This is a genomic window from Microbacterium sp. LTA6 (assembly GCF_045690355.1).
Taxonomy (GTDB): Bacteria; Actinomycetota; Actinomycetes; order Actinomycetales; family Microbacteriaceae; genus Microbacterium.
Genome location: NZ_CP147855.1, coordinates 3,081,485 through 3,104,626, shown reverse-complemented (window position 1 = coordinate 3,104,626; position 23,142 = coordinate 3,081,485). Strand labels below are relative to the sequence as shown.

Annotated in this window: 18 protein-coding genes; 8 read left to right on the top strand and 10 right to left on the bottom strand. The window is 67.3% G+C overall.

From position 1 onward, the window contains the following. Positions 1 to 65: 65 nt before the first annotated feature. Positions 66 to 446, top strand: a complete 381-nt coding sequence (locus LTA6_RS14715; RefSeq protein WP_407358182.1) for a carboxylesterase family protein — start codon at positions 66 to 68, stop codon at positions 444 to 446. Further along, complete coding sequence (locus LTA6_RS14710; RefSeq protein ID WP_407358181.1) at positions 380 to 1,249, top strand: carboxylesterase family protein; 870 nt, start codon at positions 380 to 382, stop codon at positions 1,247 to 1,249. Before LTA6_RS14715 ends, LTA6_RS14710 begins: the two co-directional genes overlap by 67 nt. On the opposite strand, the gene hemW is transcribed toward LTA6_RS14710, so the two are convergent. The 3 genes from hemW to lepA form a co-directional block, all read right to left on the bottom strand. Further along, positions 1,246 to 2,463: a radical SAM family heme chaperone HemW gene (gene hemW / locus LTA6_RS14705; RefSeq protein WP_407358180.1), complete on the bottom strand. Its 1,218-nt coding sequence runs from the start codon at positions 2,461 to 2,463 to the stop codon at positions 1,246 to 1,248. The genes LTA6_RS14710 and hemW overlap by 4 nt on opposite strands. Before the next feature lie 16 nt (positions 2,464 to 2,479). Next, complete coding sequence (locus tag LTA6_RS14700; RefSeq protein WP_341974487.1) at positions 2,480 to 3,133, bottom strand: DUF1990 family protein; 654 nt, start codon at positions 3,131 to 3,133, stop codon at positions 2,480 to 2,482. Positions 3,134 to 3,206: 73 nt separating this feature from the next. Then, the gene (lepA, locus tag LTA6_RS14695; protein WP_341974486.1) at positions 3,207 to 5,057 is read right to left on the bottom strand and encodes a translation elongation factor 4; all 1,851 of its coding nucleotides are present in this window, start codon (positions 5,055 to 5,057) and stop codon (positions 3,207 to 3,209) included. 239 nt (positions 5,058 to 5,296) lie between these two features. Between lepA and LTA6_RS14690 the strand changes: the two genes are divergently transcribed. From LTA6_RS14690 to LTA6_RS14670, 5 genes are all read left to right on the top strand, one after another. Beyond that, complete coding sequence (locus LTA6_RS14690) at positions 5,297 to 6,280, top strand: ABC transporter permease (RefSeq protein ID WP_341974485.1); 984 nt, start codon at positions 5,297 to 5,299, stop codon at positions 6,278 to 6,280. Positions 6,281 to 6,300: 20 nt separating this feature from the next. Then, positions 6,301 to 7,206, top strand: a complete 906-nt coding sequence (locus LTA6_RS14685) for an ABC transporter permease (protein WP_341974484.1) — start codon at positions 6,301 to 6,303, stop codon at positions 7,204 to 7,206. Then, entirely contained in the window at positions 7,203 to 9,134 is a 1,932-nt protein-coding gene (locus LTA6_RS14680) for an ABC transporter ATP-binding protein (RefSeq protein ID WP_363547206.1), read from the top strand. Before LTA6_RS14685 ends, LTA6_RS14680 begins: the two co-directional genes overlap by 4 nt. Before the next feature lie 117 nt (positions 9,135 to 9,251). Further along, a complete protein-coding gene (locus LTA6_RS14675; RefSeq protein WP_363547209.1) occupies positions 9,252 to 10,964 on the top strand; it encodes an ABC transporter family substrate-binding protein in 1,713 nt (570 codons plus the stop codon). A 70-nt stretch (positions 10,965 to 11,034) separates the two neighbouring features. After that, positions 11,035 to 11,769 (top strand): alpha/beta fold hydrolase, encoded by a 735-nt coding sequence (locus tag LTA6_RS14670; RefSeq protein WP_407358179.1) that lies wholly within the window; start codon positions 11,035 to 11,037, stop codon positions 11,767 to 11,769. Here the strand turns inward: LTA6_RS14670 and LTA6_RS14665 are convergent. Together LTA6_RS14665 and LTA6_RS14660 are read right to left on the bottom strand one after the other, a co-directional pair. Next, a complete protein-coding gene (locus LTA6_RS14665) occupies positions 11,764 to 12,984 on the bottom strand; it encodes an MFS transporter (RefSeq protein WP_407358178.1) in 1,221 nt (406 codons plus the stop codon). The genes LTA6_RS14670 and LTA6_RS14665 overlap by 6 nt on opposite strands. A gap of 5 nt (positions 12,985 to 12,989) precedes the next feature. After that, complete coding sequence (locus tag LTA6_RS14660) at positions 12,990 to 14,372, bottom strand: GH1 family beta-glucosidase (RefSeq protein WP_407358177.1); 1,383 nt, start codon at positions 14,370 to 14,372, stop codon at positions 12,990 to 12,992. A 259-nt stretch (positions 14,373 to 14,631) separates the two neighbouring features. On the opposite strand from LTA6_RS14660, the gene rpsT reads away from it, so the two are divergent. Further along, a complete protein-coding gene (rpsT, locus tag LTA6_RS14655; protein ID WP_341974478.1) occupies positions 14,632 to 14,892 on the top strand; it encodes a 30S ribosomal protein S20 in 261 nt (86 codons plus the stop codon). Positions 14,893 to 14,941: 49 nt separating this feature from the next. Here rpsT and holA read toward each other — a convergent pair whose 3' ends face one another. The 5 genes from holA to LTA6_RS14630 all read right to left on the bottom strand — a co-directional run bounded on the left by holA (position 14,942) and on the right by LTA6_RS14630 (position 23,107). Then, a complete protein-coding gene (gene holA, locus LTA6_RS14650) occupies positions 14,942 to 15,979 on the bottom strand; it encodes a DNA polymerase III subunit delta (RefSeq protein ID WP_363547218.1) in 1,038 nt (345 codons plus the stop codon). Positions 15,980 to 15,988: 9 nt separating this feature from the next. Further along, positions 15,989 to 18,340 carry a ComEC/Rec2 family competence protein gene (locus LTA6_RS14645; protein ID WP_407358176.1) on the bottom strand — a complete coding sequence of 784 codons (2,352 nt, stop codon included), beginning with the start codon at positions 18,338 to 18,340 and terminating at the stop codon, positions 15,989 to 15,991. Then, positions 18,337 to 18,933 (bottom strand): ComEA family DNA-binding protein, encoded by a 597-nt coding sequence (locus LTA6_RS14640; RefSeq protein ID WP_341974475.1) that lies wholly within the window; start codon positions 18,931 to 18,933, stop codon positions 18,337 to 18,339. Before LTA6_RS14640 ends, LTA6_RS14645 begins: the two co-directional genes overlap by 4 nt. Positions 18,934 to 19,188: 255 nt before the next feature. Next, positions 19,189 to 21,768, bottom strand: a complete 2,580-nt coding sequence (gene leuS, locus LTA6_RS14635) for a leucine--tRNA ligase (RefSeq protein ID WP_407358175.1) — start codon at positions 21,766 to 21,768, stop codon at positions 19,189 to 19,191. 31 nt (positions 21,769 to 21,799) lie between these two features. Further along, positions 21,800 to 23,107, bottom strand: coding sequence for an anthranilate synthase component I family protein (locus LTA6_RS14630; protein WP_407358174.1), 1,308 nt, complete (start codon positions 23,105 to 23,107; stop codon positions 21,800 to 21,802). Between the last annotated feature and the right edge of the window lie 35 nt (positions 23,108 to 23,142).

Here is a 23,142-nt window from a genome sequence, read left to right as displayed (position 1 = left end):
TCTACCTGTGCGCGACCCTTTCCGCCTGGAACTCATCGACGCGAACGGGCAATACGATGACGATCATGACCCCCGACCCCCGGATCACCATCAGCACCGGCACCGTACAGGGCTCTGCGGTGGACGGCATCAGGCGCTTCCTGGGCATCCCCTACGCGGCTGCTCCCTTCGGCGCGAATCGCTTCCGTGCCCCGCAGCCTCCCGCACCGTGGAACGGTGTGCGCTCGGCGACCGCTTTCGGCGCCACCGCTCCACAGCTCCCCTATCCGGGCGCGATCGGTGAGCTTCTCGGGTCCGTGCGCATCGATGGAGACGACATCCTCACGGTGAACGTCTGGGCGCCGGACGACGCGGTGGCGACGCGGCCCGGATCACCGCGATGGGTGAATCGGCGGGCGGAGCGCTCGTCGCCGGCCTCCTCGCCAGGGAGGACACCCGGCGGATGATCAGCGGGGCGATCATCGAATCGGCCCCCCTCGAGGCGCAGACACTCGCCAAAGCCGGCAGGGTCACGGCGCAGATGGCGAAACAGCTCGGAATCCGTTCTGATCGGAAGTCCTTCGCCGCGGTGGCGCCGGATCGTCTCCTCGAGATCCGCCGGCGGCTGTCTGCGGGCTCTTCACCGCTTCGCGGGGCACCCGGGTTCCAATTCGCGATCGACGAGGAGAGTCTTCCTCGCTCGCCCCACGAGGTGATCGGCGAGATCGACACTCCGCTTCTCATCGGCTCCAACACCGATGAGTACCGGCTGTGGCTCACACCGGATGCCCTCGCCGGGATCACTGAGCTCAAGCTGCTGGCTGCGCGCTTGGCCCTGCGCATCCCGCGGCGCGCGGTGAGCGCCTACCGAGCAGACTGGCCACAGGCCTCCCCCGGCGAGATCGCCGGTCAGCTGCTGACCGACCGCATGCTCCGAGCGCCACTGAGCAGGCTCGCGTCCACCCGGAAGGCGCCGACGTACGTCTACGAGTTCGCGTGGCAGAGTCCCGTGCGCGATCTTCGCGCGGCACACGGGCTGGAACTCGGGTTCGTCTTCGACCGTTTGGGCGATGACGAGGCGCTGCGCATGGCCGGACCTGAAGCGCCGCAGGAGCTCGCCGCAGAAATGCACGCGGCATGGATTCGGTTCATCAAGACCGGCGATCCGGGTTGGCCGGCTTTCGATGCACAGCGCCAGACCCGCCTTTTCGACGCCGAGACGACGACGGTCGTGCAGCGCCGCGCGACGGCGATGGACCTGCTGCCCTAGTCGGTGAGTTCTCTGACCACCGCGTCGGCCAGCAGCCGCCCGCGCAACGTCAGCCGCACCCGACCACGCAGGGCGGATGCCGGATCGACGAGTCCGTCTGCGATGAGTCCCGCGACGCGCGATCGCTTCGCGGGCGGCAGTTCGGCCACCGCGAAACCTTCTGCCAATCGACTCTCGAGCAGCACCCGCTCCAGCATCCGTGCCTGTTCACCGGGACGCTCTGTGCCGGCCGCCGGCGATTCGGATGCCGCGAGCCGCTGCGCGTAGGCGGCGGGGTGCTTCACATTCCACCAGCGGAGCCCTGCGACGTGGCTGTGCGCCCCCGGCCCGAACCCCCACCAGTCGCTCCCCCGCCAGTACGCGAGGTTGTGACGCGATCGCTGGTCGGGATCGCGAGCCCAGTTGCTGATCTCGTACCAATCGAAGCCGGCGGCGGCGAGCCGCGCGTCCGCCAGTTCGTACATGTCGGCCTGCACGTCGTCGTCGGGCGTCGGCACCTCGCCGCGGCGGATCTGGCGAGCGAGCTTCGTGCCGTCCTCGATGATCAACGCGTACGCCGAGATGTGGTCGGACTCGAGTGCGAGCGCCGCATCGAGAGAAGCCTCCCAGTCGGCGAGTGACTCCCCTGGTGCGCCGTAGATGAGATCGACGCTCACGGCCAGCCCCGCGTCCTTGGCGGCGGCGACGGCGGTGCGCACGTTCTCCGGGTCATGGGTGCGGTCCAGAGCGGCGAGCACATGCGGCACCGCGGACTGCATGCCGATCGACAGGCGAGTCACGCCGGCATCGGCCAGCGTCCTGGCGACGGACGGCGTCACGGTGTCGGGGTTGGCTTCGACGGTGACCTCCGCACCGTCGACGATCCCGAACGCGGAGACCGCGGCACCCAGCATCCGGGCGAGATCCCCCGCCGGAAGCAGCGTGGGGGTGCCGCCGCCGAAGAAGACCGTGTCCATCGGTCGGAGGGCGCCGGCGTCGCCGAGAACGGTTCGGGCCAGGGCGATCTCGGCCTCGAGCGTCGAGGCGTAGTCCTCCTGCCGCGCTCCGCGCAGCTCACCGGATGTATAGGTGTTGAAGTCGCAGTAGCCGCAGCGCACTCGGCAGAACGGGATATGCAGGTACGCGGAGAACGGCACGGTGAGATCGATCGGGAGGTCGTGCGGCAGACGACCGTCGGTGGGCGCGGGATCGCCGAGAGGGAGCGACGCGCCCATCAGAGAGTGCGTGCCATCAGACGGGGGTCGCGTACAGCGGGGAGATCGCCCGGAGGTACCTCGCGAACAGCTCACGGCGGCGGCGCTTCACCAGAACCGGCACCGTCCGGTAGAGCAGAGCATTCGGCGCATCGAACGCTCGCACGGTGAACCACACTTCGTCGTTGTCCTCGCGCCACTCGAGGTCGAAGGACTCCTCGCCGCTCACGACCGAACCGCCGACCGTGCCGAGCACGAAGCCGACGCGGCGCGGTTCCTCCGTCACCGAGATCACGCGCAGCTCGGCATCCGCCCGCATGCCCGAGACCCGACCGTGCAGGCGAAGCGTCATGCCCGGACCGACGAACGGGGTTCCCTCGGCATCGAAGCGCTGCTCGACGTCGCGCTTGCTCGGAGCGACGGGGTTGCCCTCGGCATCGAAGCTCACGCCTGCATAGGCAGGACCCGACGCCGGGCGGACGTCTTCGATGCTCAGGCCGGCCGCGCGCTGCGCCGTCCAGGTCAGCAGGGATTCACCTGCGGACTGGAATCGCTCCGCACCACTGCCGATCCGCCAGGACTGCTCAGCGGGGATGCTGCGCTCCGGCGGATACTGCATCAGATCGGGCGCGTGGGTCGCACCCACGGCCGCATAGTCAACCGTGTCGTCTCGGAAAGTCCCGCGCCGCATGAGTTCCAGCCTACTTCCCGTTCCCTGGGCGAACACTCCCCACGCGCCGCGGGACGTCACATCCCGCGGAGATCTACTTCTTGTCCTTGCTGTCGACGTCGCCGGAGAGAGCAGCGATGAACGCCTCCTGCGGAACCTCGACACGACCGACCATCTTCATGCGCTTCTTGCCCTCCTTCTGCTTCTCGAGCAGCTTGCGCTTGCGGCTGATGTCACCGCCGTAGCACTTGGCGAGGACATCTTTGCGGAGGGCGCGAATCGTCTCACGGGCGATGATCCGCGCGCCGATCGCCGCCTGGATCGGGACTTCGAAGTTCTGGCGTGGGATGAGTTTGCGCAGCCGCTCCGTCATCAGGGTGCCGTAGGCGTACGCCTTGTCGCGGTGCACGATCGCGCTGAACGCGTCGACCTTGTCGCCCTGCAGCAGAACATCGACCTTGACCAGGTCGCCGTCCTGCTGGCCGGCGGGCTCGTAGTCGAGGCTCGCGTACCCCTGCGTCTTCGACTTCAGCTGATCGAAGAAATCGAAGACGATCTCACCGAGCGGCATCATGTATCGCAGTTCGACGCGCTCCTCGGAGAAGTACTCCATGCCCAGCAGCGCGCCGCGGCGCGTCTGGCAGAGCTCCATCACGGTACCGACATAGTCCTTCGGCAGCAGGATCGCGGCCTTGACCATCGGTTCGGCGACCGAGGCGACGCGACCGTCCGGGTACTCGCTCGGGTTGGTGACGATCACCTTCTCACCGATGTCGGTGGTCACTTCGTAGATCACGCTGGGTGCTGTGGTGATGAGATCGAGGTCGAACTCACGGGCCAGTCGCTCGGTGATGATCTCCAGGTGCAGCAGCCCGAGGAACCCGCAGCGGAAACCGAAGCCGAGCGCCACGGAGGTCTCCGGCTCGTACACGAGAGAAGCGTCGGAGAGCTTGAGCTTGTCCAGCGCCTCGCGCAGCTCGCTGTAGTCGCTGCCGTCGATCGGGTACAGACCGGAGTAGACCATCGGCTTCGGGTCGGTGTAGCCGGGAAGGGCATCGGATGCCGGCTTCCTGGCCGTCGTGACGGTGTCGCCGACCTTCGACAGGCGCACGTCCTTCACGCCGGTGATGAGGTAGCCCACTTCGCCGACGCCGAGACCCTTCGAGGGCACGGGTTCCGGGCTGGACACGCCGATTTCGAGGAGGTCGTGCGTGGCCCGCGTCGACATCATCTGGATACGCTCGCGCGGCTCCAGGGAGCCGTCGATCATGCGGACATAGGTGACGACGCCGCGGTAGGCGTCGTAGACGGAGTCGAAGATCATCGCGCGGGCAGGAGCGTCCGGGTCGCCCTTCGGCGCCGGGATCTGCTCCACGAGGCGGTCGAGCAGATCCTCCACACCGAGGCCTGTCTTGCCGGAAACTCGCAGCACGTCTTCCGGGCGACCGCCGATCAGAGACGCGAGTTCCTTCGCGTACTTCTCGGGGTCGGCCGCCGGCAGATCGATCTTGTTCAGCACCGGGATGATGTGCAGATCGTTCTCCAGCGCGAGATAGAGGTTCGCGAGGGTCTGAGCCTCGATACCCTGCGCGGCGTCGACGAGGAGAAGCGCTCCTTCGCAGGCCGCGAGCGAGCGGGAGACCTCATAGGTGAAGTCCACGTGACCGGGGGTGTCGATCATGTTCAGCGCGAACGTCTCACCGTTCAGCATCCAGGGCATGCGCACGGCCTGGCTCTTGATGGTGATGCCGCGTTCGCGCTCGATGTCCATGCGGTCCAGATACTGCGCCCGCATGTCGCGATCCGAGACCACGCCGGTGATGCCGAGCATACGGTCGGCGAGCGTCGACTTGCCGTGATCGATGTGGGCGATGATGCAGAAGTTGCGGATCTGCGTCGCCGGAGTCGCGGCAGGCTGAAGGGAGGTGAGAGCGCGTGGTGACATGTCCACACGATTCTACGGTCAGGCGATGCTAATCCTCGATTCGCCCGAACCGGTGATAGTCTCCCGAGGTTGCCCCAGACGGTTCCGTGACACTGAATCCCGCAGGCGTCACGACTCCGTCACACGTCAGGAGCCGATCGCGCGTCGCGTGGATCGTCGGATGATGCTTGAATTGCAACCGACCCAGCGCTGCGTCGGCAGATCCCGAGCGCGTCTGTAAACGAGAAAGAATCATTACCTTGATCAAGTTTCTGTTGCGCCGCCTCGTGGGGTGGGTACTGATGATCGTCATCGCGACGAACATCACCTACTTCCTCGCCTGGAACTTCCTCGATCCCGAGAACAACTACGTCGGTCGCCGCCCCCCGAAGACAGCCGATGAGATCGCTGCCCTCCTGGAGCCACGAAACCTCAGCGAGACCGTGCCGCTGATCGAGCGGTGGTGGAACTGGATCACCGCCATCGTCCTGCGCTGGGACTGGGGCCTGGGGCCGACCGGTCAGTCGGTCAACGAGCAGGTCGCCTACCGCATGTGGGTCAGCGCTGAGCTCGTTCTGGGCGCCACGATCATCACCACGATCCTCGGAATCGCGCTGGGTGTGTACACGGCCTCCCGCCAGTACAAGCTCGCCGACCGGATCGGTCAGGCGACGTCGATCGTCACGATGAACATTCCGGTCGTCGTTGCCGGTCTCGGCATCGTCCTGCTCGCCATCGGCTTCAACAACCTCGTCGGCGTGCGTGTCTTCTACGTCACCGGCTCCGCCAGTCAAGGCGTCGAAGGGTTCTTCCCCGTCCTCATCGACGTGCTCCAACACGTCACATTGCCGACATTGGGTCTCGTGCTCACGGGATACGCCGGAATCCACTTCCTGCAGCGTTCCCTTCTGCTGGACAACATCAAGGCCGATTACGTCCGCACCGCGCGCGCCAAGGGCCTGACCAAGCAGCAGGCGATCCGCAAGCACGCACTGCGCACTTCGCTGATCCCGGTGACGACGCAGGTCGCGTTCACGATTCCGCTCATCTTCACCGGGGCCGTGCTGACCGAGACGATCTTCAACTGGAACGGTATGGGGAAGTACTTCCTCGAGACCCTGAACACCAACGACATCCACGGCACCGTCGCGATCGCCGCATTCGGCGCTCTGCTGACGGCCATCGGCGCCATCCTCGCCGACATCGCCGTGGTGGTCCTCGATCCGAGAGTGCGGGTGAGCTGATGTCCATCGAGACTCTGGGGATGACCCCTGAACTGAGCAAGGAGCCGGCCGCACCGACGCGGCGCAAGCGCACCTCGATGTGGACGCTGTACCGCCGCCGCTTCATGCGCAACCGCGGCGCGGTCCTCGGGCTGTTCATCCTTGCCGCGCTCGTCCTGTTCGCCATCATCGGCCCGCTCGTCGCGCAGTACAGCCACACCGACCTGGACTTCCTCGCATTGCGCAAGGGGCCGTCGGCCGAGCACTGGTTCGGCACCAACGGCTCCGGCAACGACAACTTCGCCCAGGTCGCGGTCGGCCTGCAGCGTTCCATGATGATCGCCCTGCTCGTCGCCGTCGGTACGACGGTGGTGTCCGCGATCGTCGGTGCGACCGCCGCCTACTACGGCAAGCTCTACGAGCGCGTCACCCTGATCGTCATCCACTTCATGATGGTGGTCCCGAACTTCCTGATCCTCGCAATGATCTCGAACGACGTCGGCGGCAACTGGCTCGTGATCTCGCTGGTGATGATCTTCGTGGTCGGCTGGTTCATGCCGGCGCGCATCATCTGGACCCTCTCCCTCTCTCTCCGTGAGCGCGAGTACATCCACGCCGCCCGATACGCCGGGCTCTCCGGCATCCGCATCGTCCTGCGCCATATGCTTCCGAACATCGGTTCGCTGCTCGTGATCAACTTCACCCTCGGAATCGTGTCGGCTGTGCTGACCGAGACGGCGCTGTCGTTCCTCGGGTTCGGCGTGAAGCTCCCCGATGTGTCGCTCGGCGCGCTCATCGGCTACGGCTCGAGCACGCTCGCCAGCGCTCCGTGGCTGTTCGTCTTCCCCGCCGCAGCACTGACGATGCTCACCGTGTCGATGGCACTCATCGCCGATGGTCTGCGCGATGCCCTTGATCCGACCTCGGCGGCTGGAGGTCGCGCATGAGTACTGTTCTCTCCGTCAGGGACCTGCGAGTCAGCTTCCCCTCAGAAGCCGGTCGAGTCGACGCTGTCCGCGGCGTCTCCTTCGACCTCGAAGCCGGCAAGACGCTGGGCATCGTCGGCGAATCCGGCTCGGGCAAGTCCGTCACCTCGCTCGCGATCATGGGGCTTCTCGACGAGAACGCCAAGGTCACCGGTTCCATCGTGTTCGACGGTCAGGAGCTCATCGGCAAGTCCGACAAGCAGCTCTCGATGATCCGCGGCAACGGCATGGCGATGGTCTTCCAGGACCCGCTCACCTCGCTGACCCCGGTGTTCACCATCGGCGACCAGCTGATCGAGGCGCTCACCGTGCACCGGCGCCTGTCGAAGCGGGAGGCGTGGGACCGCTCCGTCGAACTGCTGAAGCTCGTCGGCATCCCCGAAGCGGACCGGCGGATGAAGTCGTTCCCGCACGAGTTCTCGGGCGGCATGCGCCAGCGCGTCGTCATCGCGATCGCGATGGCGAACAACCCGAAGCTCATCATCGCCGACGAACCGACCACTGCTCTCGATGTCACCATCCAGGCGCAGATCCTCGACCTCATGGACAAGGCGCAGGAGGAGACCGGCGCCGCCATGATGATGATCACGCACGACATGGGCGTGGTCGCCAAGACCGCAGACGACGTTCTGGTGATGTACGCGGGCAAGCCCGTCGAGCATGCGGAAGTGCGCGAGCTCTTCTACCACACGCGGATGCCGTACTCGATCGGCCTCCTCGGCGCGATCCCGCGCGTGGACAAGACTGAGAAGGTTCCGCTCATCCCGATCAAGGGCAACCCGCCCTTGCTCATCAACCTTCCGGACGCCTGCCCGTTCGCCGATCGCTGCCCGATCGCCGTCGACGCCTGCCGTCAGCGCGAGCCCGAGCTGCTGCCCGTGGTCACCGATGGCCACAAGGCGCACACCGCAGCATGCATCCGTGCACATGACATCGTGGACGGCGGCCTGATCGGCGGCCTGCCGGTGTTCCCCCTCCCCGAGATCCCGGAGAGCCCGCTCAGCCGACTCCCCCGCGAACAGCGCCCGATCACCCTCGAGGCGATCAACGTCACGAAGACCTTCCCGCTGACCAAGGGTGCGTTCCTCAAGCGCAAGGTCGGCGAGGTCCATGCCGTGAAGGGCATCAGCTTCGACGTCCGCGAGGGCGAGACCCTCGCCATCGTCGGCGAGTCCGGCAGCGGAAAGACCACGACGCTCCTGCAGATCATGGACCTCGTCAAGCAGGAGGACGGTGATATCCGCATCGCGGGAAAGAGCGTCGCCGACATCCGGTCGCGTTCTGAGGAGCGCGAGATGCGCCGCAACCTCCAGATCGTGTTCCAGGACCCGATGGGGGCGCTGGATCCGCGCATGACGGTGTGGGACATCATCGCCGAGCCGATGTTCGCCATCGGCATGGACAAGGACGACGTGCAGGACAGGGTCGAAGAGCTGATGGGGCTCGTCGGACTCGATCCCGCGCACAGTGACCGGTTCCCGACCGCGTTCTCCGGCGGACAGCGCCAGCGCATCGGCATCGCGCGTGCCCTCTCCACCAACCCGAAGGTCATCGTGCTCGATGAGCCGGTCTCGGCGCTCGACGTGTCGATCCAGGCCGGCGTCATCAACCTGCTCGACGAACTGAAGGCGAGGCTGGGCCTGTCGTACCTCTTCGTCGCGCACGATCTCGCCGTCGTCCGTCACATCGCCGACCGCGTCGCCGTGATGTACAAGGGAGACTTCGTCGAGTACGGAGACGTGGATCAGGTTTTCGACGATCCTCAGCACCCCTACACGAAGGCACTGCTCTCGGCGATCCCGATTCCCGATCCGGACATCGAGCGCACGCGTCAGCGCATCATCCTCCCCGTCGAAGGCTTCGACGCCGTGGCGGCGACTGCGCTCTGAGCCGTCGGCACAATGTGCACGGTCCGATAACATTCGGTGCCCATGCGCGTGAGCCGCAGTTCCACTGACTTATCCTGCCTCTATCCCAAGTAAGGCCGACAGGCACTAAGGAGTACCATGAAACGGCATCAGAAGCTGATGGGCATTGCAGCTCTCGGCGGCGCCCTTGCACTCGTCATGAGCGGATGTGCAGCAGGCAACGGCGGCGGCACCGAAGGCGAGGGCGAAGGTCCCAAGACCGTCACCGGCGCTGATTACAACCCGCAGCCCCGCGAGAACCTCAAGCAGGGTGGCGAGCTTCGCATCCCGATCTCGAACATCGCTGAGCAGCTGAACTACTTCCACAGCGACGGCGACGCCCGCGTGACGCAGGTCGGAACCTGGTTCCGCCCGCAGGTGCTGCTGATGGACCCGGACGGCACGATCAAGCCGAACCCGGCGTACCTCGACGACTACAGCTTCGGTGTCGAGGACGGCAAGACCGTCCTGCACTTCAAGGTCAACGAGAAGGCAGTCTGGAACGACGGCACGCCGATCGACGTCACCGCGTTCGAGGCGACCTGGAAGGCCAACAGCGGCCAGGACGAGGCTTACCTGCCCAACGCCACCGACGGCTGGAAGGAAATCGAGTCCGTCGAGGCCGGCGAGAACGACCGCGACGTCATCGTCACCTTCAAGGGCGAGTTCGCCTGGCCGGAGATGGTCTACTCGCAGCTGCTGCACCCCGCCGTGAACACGCCTGAGCTCTTCAACACGGCGTTCATCGGCGACTGGCACCCGGAGTGGGGCGCAGGCCCCTACACGATCGACAACTTCGACAAGAACGGCGGCGTCGTCGAGCTCGTTCCGAACGACAAGTGGTGGGGCGAGAAGCCGCTCCTCGACAAGGTCTCCTTCATCCAGATGGAGCCGACCGCTGCGGTCAACGCGCTGCTCAACGACGAGGTCGACATGGCCGAGACCGGCAGCGCCGAGCTGCTCGCTCAGGTCGCCGACCTCGAGGGCGTGACGACCTACAGTGGTCAGGCGACCGCGAACGCGCTGTTCATCCTGAACTCCGAGACTCCTGCCCTGGCAGACCTCGAGGTCCGCGAGGCGATCATGTCCGCGATCAACCTCGAGCAGGTCAAGGAGATCGTGTTCAACGGCCTCAACTACACCGAGGAGCCCGCAGGCTCGCTCACGCTGTTCTCGTTCCAGCCTGACTACGTCAACGCTCTGGAAGAGGCCGGCCGCAAGGACGGCGACACCGAGGGTGCCAACAAGATCCTCGATGACGCCGGCTGGACGCTCGGTGCAGACGGTGTCCGCGAGAAGGACGGCGTCCGCCTCGCGATCACGTTCCCGGGTCACAGCGACACCGAGACGGCACGCGCTCGTATGGTCGCAGTTCAGGCGCAGCTGAAGGAGATCGGTGTCGAGGTGACGGTGGACGTGCGTCCGTCGGCTGACTTCGCCGATGACTTCACGACGAAGAACTGGGACATGTTCTTCCTGAACTTCACCTCGTCCGACCCGTTCGGTGCTGCCTGGTACTGCCAGCTGTACTGCTCGGACAGTGGCCTGAACCTCTCGGGCACCGGCACCGAGGCGATCGACAAGAAGATCCACGAGCAGGTCGAGTCGCTTTCTGACCCGGTCGAGCAGACCAAGGCCGCGATGAAGCTCGAGTCCGAGATCTTCGCCGAGACCTGGGGTGTTCTGCCCGCGTTCAACGGCCCGGAGATCTGGACCGTCAAGAACGGCCTCGCCAACCTCACGCCCGAGCCCTACGTGGGCCTCGACCTCTTCGGCATCACGCCGGTGGAGAACGTGGGATACGAGAAGTAAGCCTTCTGGCACATTCGCAGCGGGGTCGGTGGTTCATCCACCGGCCCCGCTGTTCTTTATGCTGGCTCCTGTGAGCATCCAGGTCGTCTTCGTGCATGGCATCCGCACGTCCAGAACGATGTGGCTGTCGCAACAGGCGTTTCTCACCGAGCAGGGCATCCACTCCGTCGCCCTCGATCTGCCGGGGCACGGCAGCACCCTCGGTGAGACGTTCACCATCGAGGCGGCCCTGGCAACAGTGGATGCCGCGGTACGCAAGGCGGCACTCGACGGTCCCGTGCTGCTGGTGGGGCATTCCATGGGCGGGCTGCTCTGCCTGGCGATCGCCGGGGCGGCGGATCCGCCACCGATCGCTGGTGTGGTCGCTGCCTCCTGCACCGCCTTCCCGCGCGGTGCGGCGTTGCGCGCCTATCGCCTGCTCGCGAGCGCCATGAACGCGCTGCCCGGTCGGGGCTCGTGGCTCACCAGGCGGGTCCTTGCCGCAACGCTCCCCCTCGAGACGCGCGATCACTTCGGTGCCGGCGGCTACGCGTACGACGCGCAGGACGCCGCGCTGCGCAGCCTCGAGTCGCTGGATCTCGCGGATGCCGTACAGCGCATCCGCGTGCCCCTCTGGTACGTGAACGGCCAGTACGACCAGCTGCGCGTGCACGAGACGCTCTTCCAGCGGCTCGCACCGCACGCCGAACTCATCGTCGTGCCCCGATCCACGCACCTGGTCACCGCAATGCGCCCAGGGGTCTTCAATGCCGTGCTGGGTCTGGCTGTGGCAACGATCGAGCAGCGAGTCGCCGCAGCTTCATGATCGTGCGCGCGGACGCGCGAATGCGGTGAGGACGCCCCCGAGGAGAGACAGGACCGCTGCCGCCACGAACACCAGCCAGAACCCGCCGACCAACGCCACCAGCGCGGCACCGAGCACGGGCCCGATCAATTGGCCGAGAGCCGCCGTCACGTTGACGATGCCGAGGTCGCGTGCGTGATCCTGCTCATCCGGCAGCAGGTCAGCGGCGAAGGCGAGCCCGACGGTCGAGAAGGCGCCGTAGCCGAGCCCCATCAGCGCGGCGGCGATCATCGTCGCCTCGAAAGTGGGAGTGAGCGCGATGACCACACCGGATGCCGCTTGCACGACAGTGGCGGCCACGGTGAGCCCCCGCCGATTGCCCGTGCGATCCGAGACGATGCCGGTGAGCACCGAGGCGAGCACGACGAAGACGGTGTAGACGACGATCAGCAGCAGCAAGTTGTCCTGCGCCGCGGCGCTCGGCTGGTTCAGACCGTGCAGCAGGAAGAACAGGAAGAGTGCGGTCCCCAATGCATTGCCGATGTTCGTGACGAGTCGGCCGGACAGCATCCAGGCGAAATCGCGATCACGGAGCGACGCCAGCCGGCGTCCGGCTGCGCGCGGCGGCCCCATCTCCGCAGTCGAGGGCGGGTCCGCCAGCAGCAGCGCAGCCGCTGTGCCGATCACCGCGATGATTGCCGCAAGCAGCAGGTATCCGGCGAGCACGTCGAGCCCCAGCAGAACGACGAGAGCCACCCCGAAGACGATTCCGACCGCCTGACTGGATCCGACCGCGGCGGAGGCGGCGCCACGCTGCGTCACGGGAAGCTGATCGGCGATCAGCGCTGTGAAGGCCGCAGACGAGACGGCGACACCGACCGACACGCCGATCCACGCCGCACCGACCGCCCAGGGCCCTTCGGTGAATCCCGTGACGACAAGGCAGACGGCGGTGAGCCAGACGCCACCCAGGGCCCAGGGACGTCGTCGATGCCGCCCGGCGCGCGCCCGATCGGAGAGAGCTCCGGCGACGGGTCCGGCGATGACTCCGGCGAGACCGCCGATCCCGAGCACGATTCCCGAAGAGACGACGCCGGCGATCCAGTCACCCTCGGTCGTGTCCAGCTGCAGCGGAAGAAGCAGCTGGACCGGCGTGAGCTGAACCGTCCAGATCGCCAGCCAGGCCAGGGAGAACAACGACATCCATCGGAAGCCGACGCGCGTCGCGGCGCTCACCGTGCTCACTGTGCGAGCTCCGCATCGCGAGCCGCGGATGCTCGCGCACGGGCGTCCGCGATGAAATCGCGATACCAGTCGTATGAGGCTTTCGGGGTGCGCTCCCCCTTGGCGAAATCGACGTGCACGAGACCGAACCGCTGCGTGTAGCCGTCGGCCCACTCCCAGTTGTCCAGGAGCGACCACACCGTGTACTCGGTAACGGGAACTCCCGCCTCGATCGCCTCCGCGACCGCGGTGATGTGCCCGGCGAGGTAATCGATCCGGTCGGCGTCCTCGACGCGCCCTGCACTTTCCGGCTCGGGGAAAGATGCGCCGTTCTCCCCGATGATCACCGGCGGAAGCTGCGGATGCCGGCGGTGGAGGTCGATGAGGAGATCGCGCAGCGCCTCCGGCATGATCGGCCACTCCGGCCCGAAACCGGTGACGGGCACCCCGGGCGTCGGCACGATGTCGAACGGGATCGGGCTCTCACCGTTCGCCGCCGTGACCGTTGTCGGGTTGTAGAAGTTCACTCCGTAGAAATCGATCGATCCGCCGATGAGTTCCAGGTCGCCGGATCGCACCGGCATGGCCGGAAGTCCCAGCGCCTCGAGATCGGGATAGGAGCCGTCGAGAAGCGGCTCGCTGAAGAGCCGGTTGTGGATCGTGTCGTACACCGCGGCGACCGCCCGATCCTGGTCGGTATCGTGCAGCGGCAGCACCCACGTGTGGTTGTTCACCAGCCCGACCCGACGGGCACCGCGACCTCTCAGCACCTCAGCTGCCCGGCCGTGCGCGAGCAGCTGGTGGTGCACGGTCGGCAGGGCGCCGAAGAGAAGCTGCTTCCCCGGAGCGAGCGCCCCGGTCGCGTAGCCCTGCAGAGTCGTCATCGCCGGTTCGTTGAGCGTGTACCACTGCGGCACCCGGTCGCCGAGGCGGTCGGCCACGAGTGCCACGTAGTCGGCGAAGCGCTCCGCCGTATCGCGGTTGAGCCAACCGCCGTCCGCTTCCACCGCGCTCGGCATCTCCCAGTGGTACAGCGTGGGAAAAGGGGCGACGCCGGCTTCGAGCAGCGCGTCGACGAAGCGGGAGTAGTGATCGAGCCCCGCGGCGTTCGCGGGGCCGGCGCCGTCCGGCTGCACTCGTGCCCACTGGATCGAGAAACGGTAGTGATCCACGCCGAGGCCGGCGACGAGCGCGATGTCGGCTTCCGGGTGCCGGTAGCTGTCGCAGGAGGGCTCGGCCGTGGAGCCGTCCTTCACGGCCCCAGGCACGTCCACGAAGTCGTCCCAGATCGACCTCCCCCTCCCGTCCGCGCTGCGAGACCCTTCGATCTGGAAGGCCGAGGTCGCCGTGGACCAGCGGAAGTGGGGCGGGAAGACCAGCCGGGTGGGATCGGAAAGCATCTCGCTCCTTGACGTCGGTGTCGGGGACACTGCTGATTCTGTACCCGGTACCGCTCTCAGCGCGACTGGGTATCGTGACGAATCTCCCGTGTTTCGGCACACTGGGGTGACCTCACGGCATCGTTTCGCGCTATCCGGTCGACTGCTGATAGACTCGACTCTTGGCTTGCGTGTGGGTTCTCTCCCTCACGACCGCTGTGCACCAGCCCTCTTCTGTTGCCGGCATTCCATCACACACCTGTACAGAAAGCGTCCACACGTGGCAAACATCAAGTCGCAGATCAAGCGCAACAAGACCAACGACAAGGCTCACGAGCGCAACAAGGCCGTGAAGAGCGAACTCAAGACGGTCATCCGCACCGCTCGCGCGGCCGTCGCCACCGGCGACAAGGCTGCTGCCGAGGCCGCCCTGAAGACGGCTACGCGCAAGCTCGACAAGGCCGTCAGCAAGGGCGTCGTGCACAAGAACCAGGCAGCGAATCGCAAGTCGGCCATCGCCAAGAAGGTCGCCGCTCTCTGAGCCTGAACCTTTTCTGAAGAAGGCCCGCACCTCACGGTGCGGGCCTTCTTCATTCCCCGAACGGCTGGCGGGTCGCGATGACCGTCACCATGCGCTCGAGGGCGAAGATCGGATCGCGCGCGGCGCCCTTGACCTCGGCGTCTGCTCGCGCGGTCGCCTGGATCGCCATACCCAGCGATCGCTCGTTCCAACCGGACAGGTCTCGGCGGGCACGATCGACCTGCCAGTCCTTCATGCCGAGGCGCTGCGCGAGCTGCCGGCTGGGCTCGCGGTTTCCGGCCACCCGCGCCATAGTGCGGAGCTTCATCGCGAAGGCCGCGACCATCGGCACAGGGTCGGCACCGGACGCCAAGGCGTGCCGAAGCGAAATCAGCGCCTCGCCATAGCGTCCGGCGATCGCCGTGTCGGCGACGACGAACGCCGACACCTCGACGCGGCCACCGTAGTACTTGGTGACGACGTCTTCGCTGATGTCACCCTCGACATCGCCGATGAGCTGCTGACATGCGGCGGCGAGCTCGGTGAGGTCGTCGGCGAAGGCGGAGACGAGGGCGCGAAGGGCCGCCGGGGCGATGCGCTTCTTGGCGGCACGGAACTCGCCCGCAGCGAAGTCGACACGGTCGCTGTCGCGCTTGATCGCCGGGCAGGCGATCTCGATGCCGCCGCCGGTACCGGCACGAAGCGCATCGAGGAGCTTCTTCCCTCGGACACTCGCGCCGGTGTGCCGGAGAACGATGGTCGCACCCTCCTGAGGCTGCTCGAGGTACGACACCGCCTCCTGCAGGAAGGCGTCTGAGCATTTCTCGACGCCCGAAACCCGCAGGAGTCGCGGCTCGCCGAACAGGGAAGGGGACGCGAGTGCGAGCAGAGTGCCAGGAGCGTAGTCATCGGCACGGATATCGCTGACTTCGAGGGCCGGATCCTCGGCGCGCAGATAGTCCCGGACACCGGCGATCGCACGCTCGGCGCAGATCTCCTCAGGACCCGAGACGAGCACGAGTGGGGCCGGTCGCGGCTCTCGCCAGGACACCTGGGGAACCTTCGTCGGCTTCGCGCCGCCACGGGACGAGGAACGCGGAGCAGCCATGCTGCCAGCCTACCCGGGGTCGCCGACGCTCGATCCGGTGACTGTCCCCTCTTCGCCCGCATTCCGCTCCGTCCACACCTCCAGCTCGCCGTCGCGCAACCCCAGAAGGATGCGCCCCTGCTCATCGGTGCGCAGTATGTGAGCGCCGGCTGCGTCGAGGATGTCGATGGTCTCCTGTCGGGGATGCCCGTAGTCGTTGTCCGCTCCCGCGCTGAACAGGGCTGCCACCGGTCCCAGCGCCTCGTACAGCCCGGGGTCCTGATCCGCGCTGCCGTGATGGGCCACTTTCACCACGGTGTACGCGCCGCGGATCTGACCCGATGCGACGAGCATCCGCTGCGGTGTCGCCGCCAGGTCCCCCAGGAAGATCGCACGGGGCACATCGCCTCCGCTGATCTCCCAGACGATGCTGGCGTCGTTGCCCGCGGGGAACGCCGCCGAGTCCGGCCGAGGCCACAGCACACGCCACGATGCGGTGCCGAGTTCTCCGCGCATCCCGGTCGCAGCGTCGACCGCTGTCGCACCGGCGACGGACAGATCGTTCAACATCCGTTGATCCGCTTCCTCCCCGATCGGACCGTGCAGAACGGTTTCCACACGCCCCCGCACGGCATCGACACCACCCACGTGATCGAGATCGAAGTGCGTGAGGACGAGCAGGTCGATACGTTCGATGCCGAGCGAGCTCAGGCACGCCGCCAGCGGCGCAGGTTCAGGGCCGGTGTCGATGAGCGCCACCTCATCGCCGGAACGGACCAGCAGGGCATCTCCTTGACCGACGTCGCATGCGGCGATCGACCACCCATCCGGCGTGGTCGCCGTCACGAGCGGCCCGGTGAGCACGAGATGCGCGCCGGCGAGAGACAGCGTGCTGACGACCACCGCGAATGCCCCTGCGCGCAGCCGTCGCAGGAACGCCGGCGCCTGCACCGGGCGGATGATCACGAGCCCCAGCGCCGCGCTGAGGACGGCCACGAGCAGGGAGCTTCCGAGGCCGGGGACGACGAGCACCTGCGCGCCGGGCAACTGCGCCGTCGTGGTGGCGGTCGACGCGATCCAGGCGGCGGGCAGCCAGGCGGATGCTGCGAGCAGATCCGCGAGCGCGGGCACCGGAGCGGCGAGACATGCGAGCAGCCCGGTCACGGTCGCCAGCGGCGCCGCCGGAGCGGCGAGAAGGTTCGCCGCGAGGCCGATCAGTGACTGCTGCTCGGCGAAGAGCGCGATGATCGGCCCGCAGACGAGCTGCGCAGCGAGCGGCACGGCGAAGGCCAGCGCCAGCGGTTCCGGCATCCATCGGCCAAGTCCTGCGGCCAGCGGGCGTGCCAGCACGATCAGGGCGCCGGAGGCCGCCGCTGACAGCGCGAACCCCGGCGTCGCGGCCAGCCACGGATCGACCAGCAATATCCCGACGACACAGACCGCAAGTACCCCGCTCCCGGCGCTCGGCCGGCCGAGAAGCACGGTGAGCATCGCGAACCCGGCCATCACCGCTGCCCGGACAACGCTCGGTTCGGGCGTGACCAGCACGACGAACGAAGCCAGCGCACTGAGCGACAGCACGACGCGCAGCGTACGTCCACCGCGGCAGAGCGCCGTGAGCCAGAACACGGCACCGACGACGATCGCACAATTCGCGCCGGACACGGCGGTGAGATGGCTCAGGCCGCTCGTACGCATGTCGTCATTGAGGTCCGTCGGCACCGCCCGGGTGTCGCCGACCGCGAGTCCAGGAAGCAGTCCGGCACCTGGTTCCGGCAAGCGCACCGAGCGCTCGATGAAGTCGTGTCGTACCTGGGCAGCGACGCCGAACACTCCGGATGCCGGGCTGATGATCTCTGCCTCACTCACGAAGACGATCAATGCGGCGCGTTCACCGGCGTCCGTCGCCATCGCCTCACCCACCACACGGATGCGGGCGCCGAGGTCGAAGCCGTCGCCGGGATCGACGCCGATGCGCACCGATGCGGACGCCGGCGTCGCGGAATCGGGCGGTCCTGCGCGGGTCGTGCGTGCGTCGAACCAGAGCCGACCGTCCTGGCCGATGGATGCCGACGAGCTGATCTCGGCGAACACCTCGACGACGCGGCCGTCGTGCGCCGCGACCTCGGTTCGCGATGGCGCCGCGAAGCCGACCGCCACCGCTGTCGCTGCCGCGGACGCGAGCAGCACGACCGCGAGACCTCCGCGGACGAGCTCGGTTCGTCCACGCTGCCGCGCGGTGAGCAGCCCGAGAAGCGTCAGCGCGAGCATCCCGCACACGACGGCACACCCCCATACCACTTGCGGCAGGAGCACGCAGAGGAGCGCGGCGCCCCAGACGGCCGCGGCGAGCGGCACGAGACGCAGCTCGCGCGCCTTCACACGCGCACCCCCTCGCGCAGGCCCGCGAGCATCTTCTCGCCGATCCCCGGCACGGCGAGAAGATCATCGACGGACTGGAACCGCCCGTTCTCATCTCGCCACGCGATGATCCGCTGCGCCAGCGCAGGACCGATCCGCGGCAGCGTCTCGAGCGCCGCCTGGTCGGCCGCGTTCAGGTCGATCCGCGCGTCTCCCGGTGGCGCCGCCCCCGGTGGGGCACCGGGCTCCCCCATCGGCGGAACGATGATCTGCTCCCCGTCCGCCACCACGCGCGCCAGGTTGACCGCCTGGAGGTCGGCCGCCTCGGTGGTGCCACCGGCTGCGGCCAGCGCGTCGACCAGTCGCGCATCCAGGTCGAGAAGGTACAGCCCGGGCTTCTCGACCTCGCCGAGCACGTGCACGTACAGCTCGCCGGCGACGTCGGGCGCATCCCCGTCACCGGCGACCGGCAGCGATTCCACCGGTGCCGCTTGGCCGCGCAGGATTCCCATGCCCACGGCGCCGGAGAGCACGACCAGCGCCAGCACCACGGCCGCGCCGATGCTCAGCCGTCGCCGGGCATTGCTCCCGGATGCCGACTCAGTCGCTGTCACCCGGTAACGCTAAGCCGGAGCGTCCGCGCCTGAAGAGGACGATGCCGCCATCGGTGGAAAGGTCACCGCGCCGTCGTGATGTGCAGACGAAGACGAAGCGCGTGCCGCACGGGCCATCGAGCTGCCTGAAATCAGGAGGACGTCCCCAGATCAGGAGGTTTCAGGCGGAAACGTCCTGATCTGGGGCGAACGTCCTGATCCGGGGCCCAGGGCCGGTCGGCATCCCCGTGGGAGTACCAACGTGAGAGACGAACCTCAGCCCTTGACGACGAAACTGACGATCTTCGGGGCGCGCACGACGACCTTCACGATCTCCTTGTCGCCGATCGAGCGGATCACCCGCTCGTCGGCGCGTGCGAGCGCCTCGAGGTCCGCCTCGCCGATACGCGCGGGCACCTCGAGCTGTGCGCGGACCTTGCCGCCCACCTGCACGACCGCGGTGACGGTGTCCTCGACGAGCAGCGCGGGATCGGCGGAACGCCACGTCACCAGGCCGACAGAGGGCTCATGGCCGAGCGCCTCCCACATCTCCTCCGCCGTGTGCGGCGCGATGAGGTCGAGCATCACGGCGATTGTCTCAGCGGCCTCGCGCACGGCGGGGTCTCCCGCGCTCGCCGGGCCATCGATGGTCTTGCGGGTGAGGTTCACCAGCTCCATCAGGCGTGCGACGAGCACGTTGAACTTGGTCTGCTCGACCAGTCCAGGCGCCTCCCAGAGGAGCTTGTGCGTCGCTCGACGAAGCGCTGCGTCACCGCCGTCGAACACCACATCGACGGGGCTCGAGACATCGTGCGCGATCCGCATGACGCGTGCCAGGAACTTCTGCGCACCGGTCGTCGAGACGTCGGCCCAGTCCTTGTCGTCCTCGACGGGGCCGGCGAAGGCCAGCGCGACGCGGAGGGCGTCTGCACCGTGTGCATCCAGCTCCTCTTCAAAGAGCACCAGGTTGCCCTTGCTCTTCGACATCTTCGCGCCGTCGAGGAGAACCATGCCCTGATTGATCAGATTGGAGAACGGCTCGGTGAAGTCGATCAACCCCATGTCGAACAGCACCTTGGTGATGAACCGCGCGTAGAGCAGGTGCAAAATGGCGTGCTCCACGCCCCCCACATACGAGTCGACGGGCGCCCAGCGATCCGCTTCGGCCGGCTCGAAGGCGACGGTATCGCTGTTCGCGGAGAGGAACCGCAGGAAATACCAGGAGCTGTCCACGAAGGTGTCCATGGTGTCGGGATCGCGCAGCACAGGATCGCCTGTCGCCGGATCCACCGTGCGCACCCACGACTCAGCGGCGCCCAGAGGAGAGGAACCCTTCGGCTTCAGGTCGAGACCCTCGACGCTGGGCAGCTTCACCGGCAGCTGATCTTCGGCGACAGGGATGATCCGGCCGTCCTCGGCGTGCAGCATCGGGATCGGCGTGCCCCAGAACCGCTGACGCGAGATCAGCCAGTCACGGAGGCGGTAGTTCTTCGCGGCGCGCCCGGTACCGGATGCCTCCAGCTGCTCGATCGCGCGGGCGATCGCGTTGCGCTTGGAGAGTCCGTTGAGGGCTCCCGAGTTGATCAGGCGTCCCTCGCCGGTGAGGGCGATGCCCGTGCTGGACGGATGCTGCTCATCGAGAGCCACGCCGGTGTCGATCGGCACACCCTCGTCGTCGACCTCGATGATCGGCATCGCACCGGTGATCGGCGCCGTCGTGTCGACGACGACCGTGATCGGCAGGTCGAAAGCTCGGGCGAAGTCCAGGTCGCGCTGGTCGTGCGCGGGGACAGCCATCACGGCGCCGTGGCCGTAGTCGGCGAGTACGTAGTCGGCGGCCCAGATCGGCAGCTTCTCGCCGTTCACCGGGTTGATCGCGAAGCGGTCAAGGAAGACGCCGGTCTTCGGGCGGTCCGTGGACTGCCGGTCGATGTCGGTTTCCTTCTGCACCTGCGTCAGGTACGTCTGGAAGCGCTCGCGCACGTCGGCCGGAGCATCGGCGGCGATCTCGGCCGCCAGATCGGAATCGGGAGCCACCACGAAGAAGGTCGCGCCGTGCAGGGTGTCAGGCCGCGTGGAGAAGACCGTGACCGGCTCGTCACGACCTTCGATGCGGAAGTCGACGTCGGCGCCGACCGAACGGCCGATCCAGTTGCGCTGCATCTGCAGCACCTTGTGCGGCCAGAAGCCCTCGAGCTGGTTCAGGTCGTCGAGCAGGCGGTCGGCGTAGTCGGTGATCTTGAAGTACCACTGCGTGAGCTTCTTCTTCACGACCTCGGCGCCGCAACGGTCGCAGCGGCCGTCGACGACCTGCTCGTTCGCCAGCACGGTCTGGTCGTTCGGGCACCAGTTCACCGGGCTCTTCTTGCGATAGGCCAGGCCGCGCTCGTGCAGCTTCAGGAACAGCCACTGGTTCCAGCGGTAATACTCCGGATCGGACGTGTGCAGCACACGCGACCAGTCGAAGGAGACCCCGTAGGCCTGGAACGCCTTCTTCTGCTGTGCGATGTTCTGGTACGTCCACTCCCGCGGGTCCGCGCCCTGACGGATGGCGGCGTTCTCGGCCGGCAGACCGAACGAGTCCCACCCGATCGGGTTGAGCACGTTGTGCCCGCGGTGCCGCCAGAAGCGCGCCACGATGTCGGAGTAGAGGTAGTTCTCCGCGTGGCCCATGTGCAGGTCACCCGACGGGTACGGGAACATCGCCAGCACGTACCGCCGCGGGCGCTTGTCTTCGGCTCCGCCGGCGAGGAAGGTCTCGTTCTCGGCCCAGTACTTCTGCCACTTGGCTTGGATGTCGTGCGCCGAAGCGGGCGCGTCGACGGTCTCGGCGGAGGAAGGCTGGTGCTCGGACAACGAAAACGACCAATCTGAGAAGAAAGTGGGGTCAGTTCAGGATATCCGAACCCCAGTGTCCGGGCAGGACGGCGCCGAGTGCCGCCAGCGGCGCCCTGGCCTTCGTGGCGACCTCGGCGACTTCGGCTGCCGGCACCGATCCCCAGGTGATCCCGCCGCCGGCGCCCACCACGGCAGCGGTCTGCTCGATCACGATGCTGCGGATCACCATCGCCAGGTCGAGTGCGCCGTCGACGCCGACGTATCCGAAGCATCCGGCATAGATGCCCCGCGGCCCGCCCTCCAATTCGTGCAGCCGAGTCATCGCCGAGAGCTTCGGCGCCCCCGTCATGCTCCCCGCCGGAAAGGTCGCCTCGAGGAGAGCGGCGACCGTCGTGCCCGACGCCGCCTTCCCGCTCACGGTGCTCACCAGTTGATGCACGGCCGGGTAGCTCTCCACCTGCCACAGCGCGTCCACCCGGATCGACCCCGGTTCGCACACCCGGGAGAGGTCGTTGCGCATGAGATCGACGATCATCACGTTCTCGGCCCGCTCCTTGGCGTTCACGGCGAGTTCTGCGGCGAGAGCCGCGTCCTCCGCCGCATCCGCGCTGCGGGGTCGGGTTCCCTTGATCGGGCGGGTGCGGATGACGCCCCCGGCCGCGTGCAGGAACTGCTCAGGACTCGCGCTGAGCAGAGCACGCCCGCCGATGCGCACGAACCCCCCGTGGTGCGCCGGCGTCGCGGCGCGGAGTCGAAGGTAGGCGGCGACAGCATCATGCTGCCCTGGAACGGTGAACCGCGTGGTCAGGCAGAGCTGATAGGCGATGCCCGCCCTGATCAGCTCGCGGCAGCGCTCGATGAGCTGCATGTACTCTGCCGGCTCGTGTCTGGCCAGCGCAGAAATTGCAACGTCGGCCGAGACGGGGACGGCGGATGCCACGGCACGCGGTTCCGCCACGAGCGCCGCCCACTCGTCCAGATCGCTTTCCTCCGCGAGCACCCAGACACGATCGGCCGCGTGATCGAAGGCCACGACCCGGCGGGCGCGCAGCCACGACCTCCCCACGCTCGCGGAAGTCGGCGCCCCGGCAGCTGCGGCGCCGCTCTCGTAGTCGCACCAGCCCACCCAGCCGCCCAGGAACGGCGGAGCGTCGGCATCGCCTCCCGTCACCGAGTCGATGCGTACAGCATCCGGGTCTCCGGCGCGCTCGCCGGTGCCGATGAAGCTCCAGCCCTCGCGGGCGGCCGTCCCGGCATCCAGCCAGAACACGTCCGGCGAGACGGACTCGAGCGCCATGAACAGCGCGGAAGGGTCGGTCCACCCGGACAGGACGCGACTACTCAGGCGATCGGGCACGTTTCCAGGGTAGAGCCGCGACGCGTCCCGTATCC

Bases quoted from the DNA above. Each gene is read 5' to 3' on its own strand.
- lepA (WP_341974486.1), bottom strand. From the start codon at position 5,057: ATGTCACCACGCGCTCTCACCTCCCTTCAGCCTGCCGCGACTCCGGCG.
- LTA6_RS14660 (WP_407358177.1), bottom strand. From the start codon at position 14,372: ATGCTTTCCGATCCCACCCGGCTGGTCTTCCCGCCCCACTTCCGCTGG.
- LTA6_RS14685 (WP_341974484.1), top strand. From the start codon at position 6,301: ATGACCCCTGAACTGAGCAAGGAGCCGGCCGCACCGACGCGGCGCAAG.
- LTA6_RS14680 (WP_363547206.1), top strand. From the start codon at position 7,203: ATGAGTACTGTTCTCTCCGTCAGGGACCTGCGAGTCAGCTTCCCCTCA.
- holA (WP_363547218.1), bottom strand. From the start codon at position 15,979: ATGGCTGCTCCGCGTTCCTCGTCCCGTGGCGGCGCGAAGCCGACGAAG.
- LTA6_RS14675 (WP_363547209.1), top strand. From the start codon at position 9,252: ATGAAACGGCATCAGAAGCTGATGGGCATTGCAGCTCTCGGCGGCGCC.
- LTA6_RS14700 (WP_341974487.1), bottom strand. From the start codon at position 3,133: ATGCGGCGCGGGACTTTCCGAGACGACACGGTTGACTATGCGGCCGTG.
- LTA6_RS14710 (WP_407358181.1), top strand. From the start codon at position 380: ATGGGTGAATCGGCGGGCGGAGCGCTCGTCGCCGGCCTCCTCGCCAGG.
- LTA6_RS14715 (WP_407358182.1), top strand. From the start codon at position 66: ATGACCCCCGACCCCCGGATCACCATCAGCACCGGCACCGTACAGGGC.
- hemW (WP_407358180.1), bottom strand. From the start codon at position 2,463: ATGGGCGCGTCGCTCCCTCTCGGCGATCCCGCGCCCACCGACGGTCGT.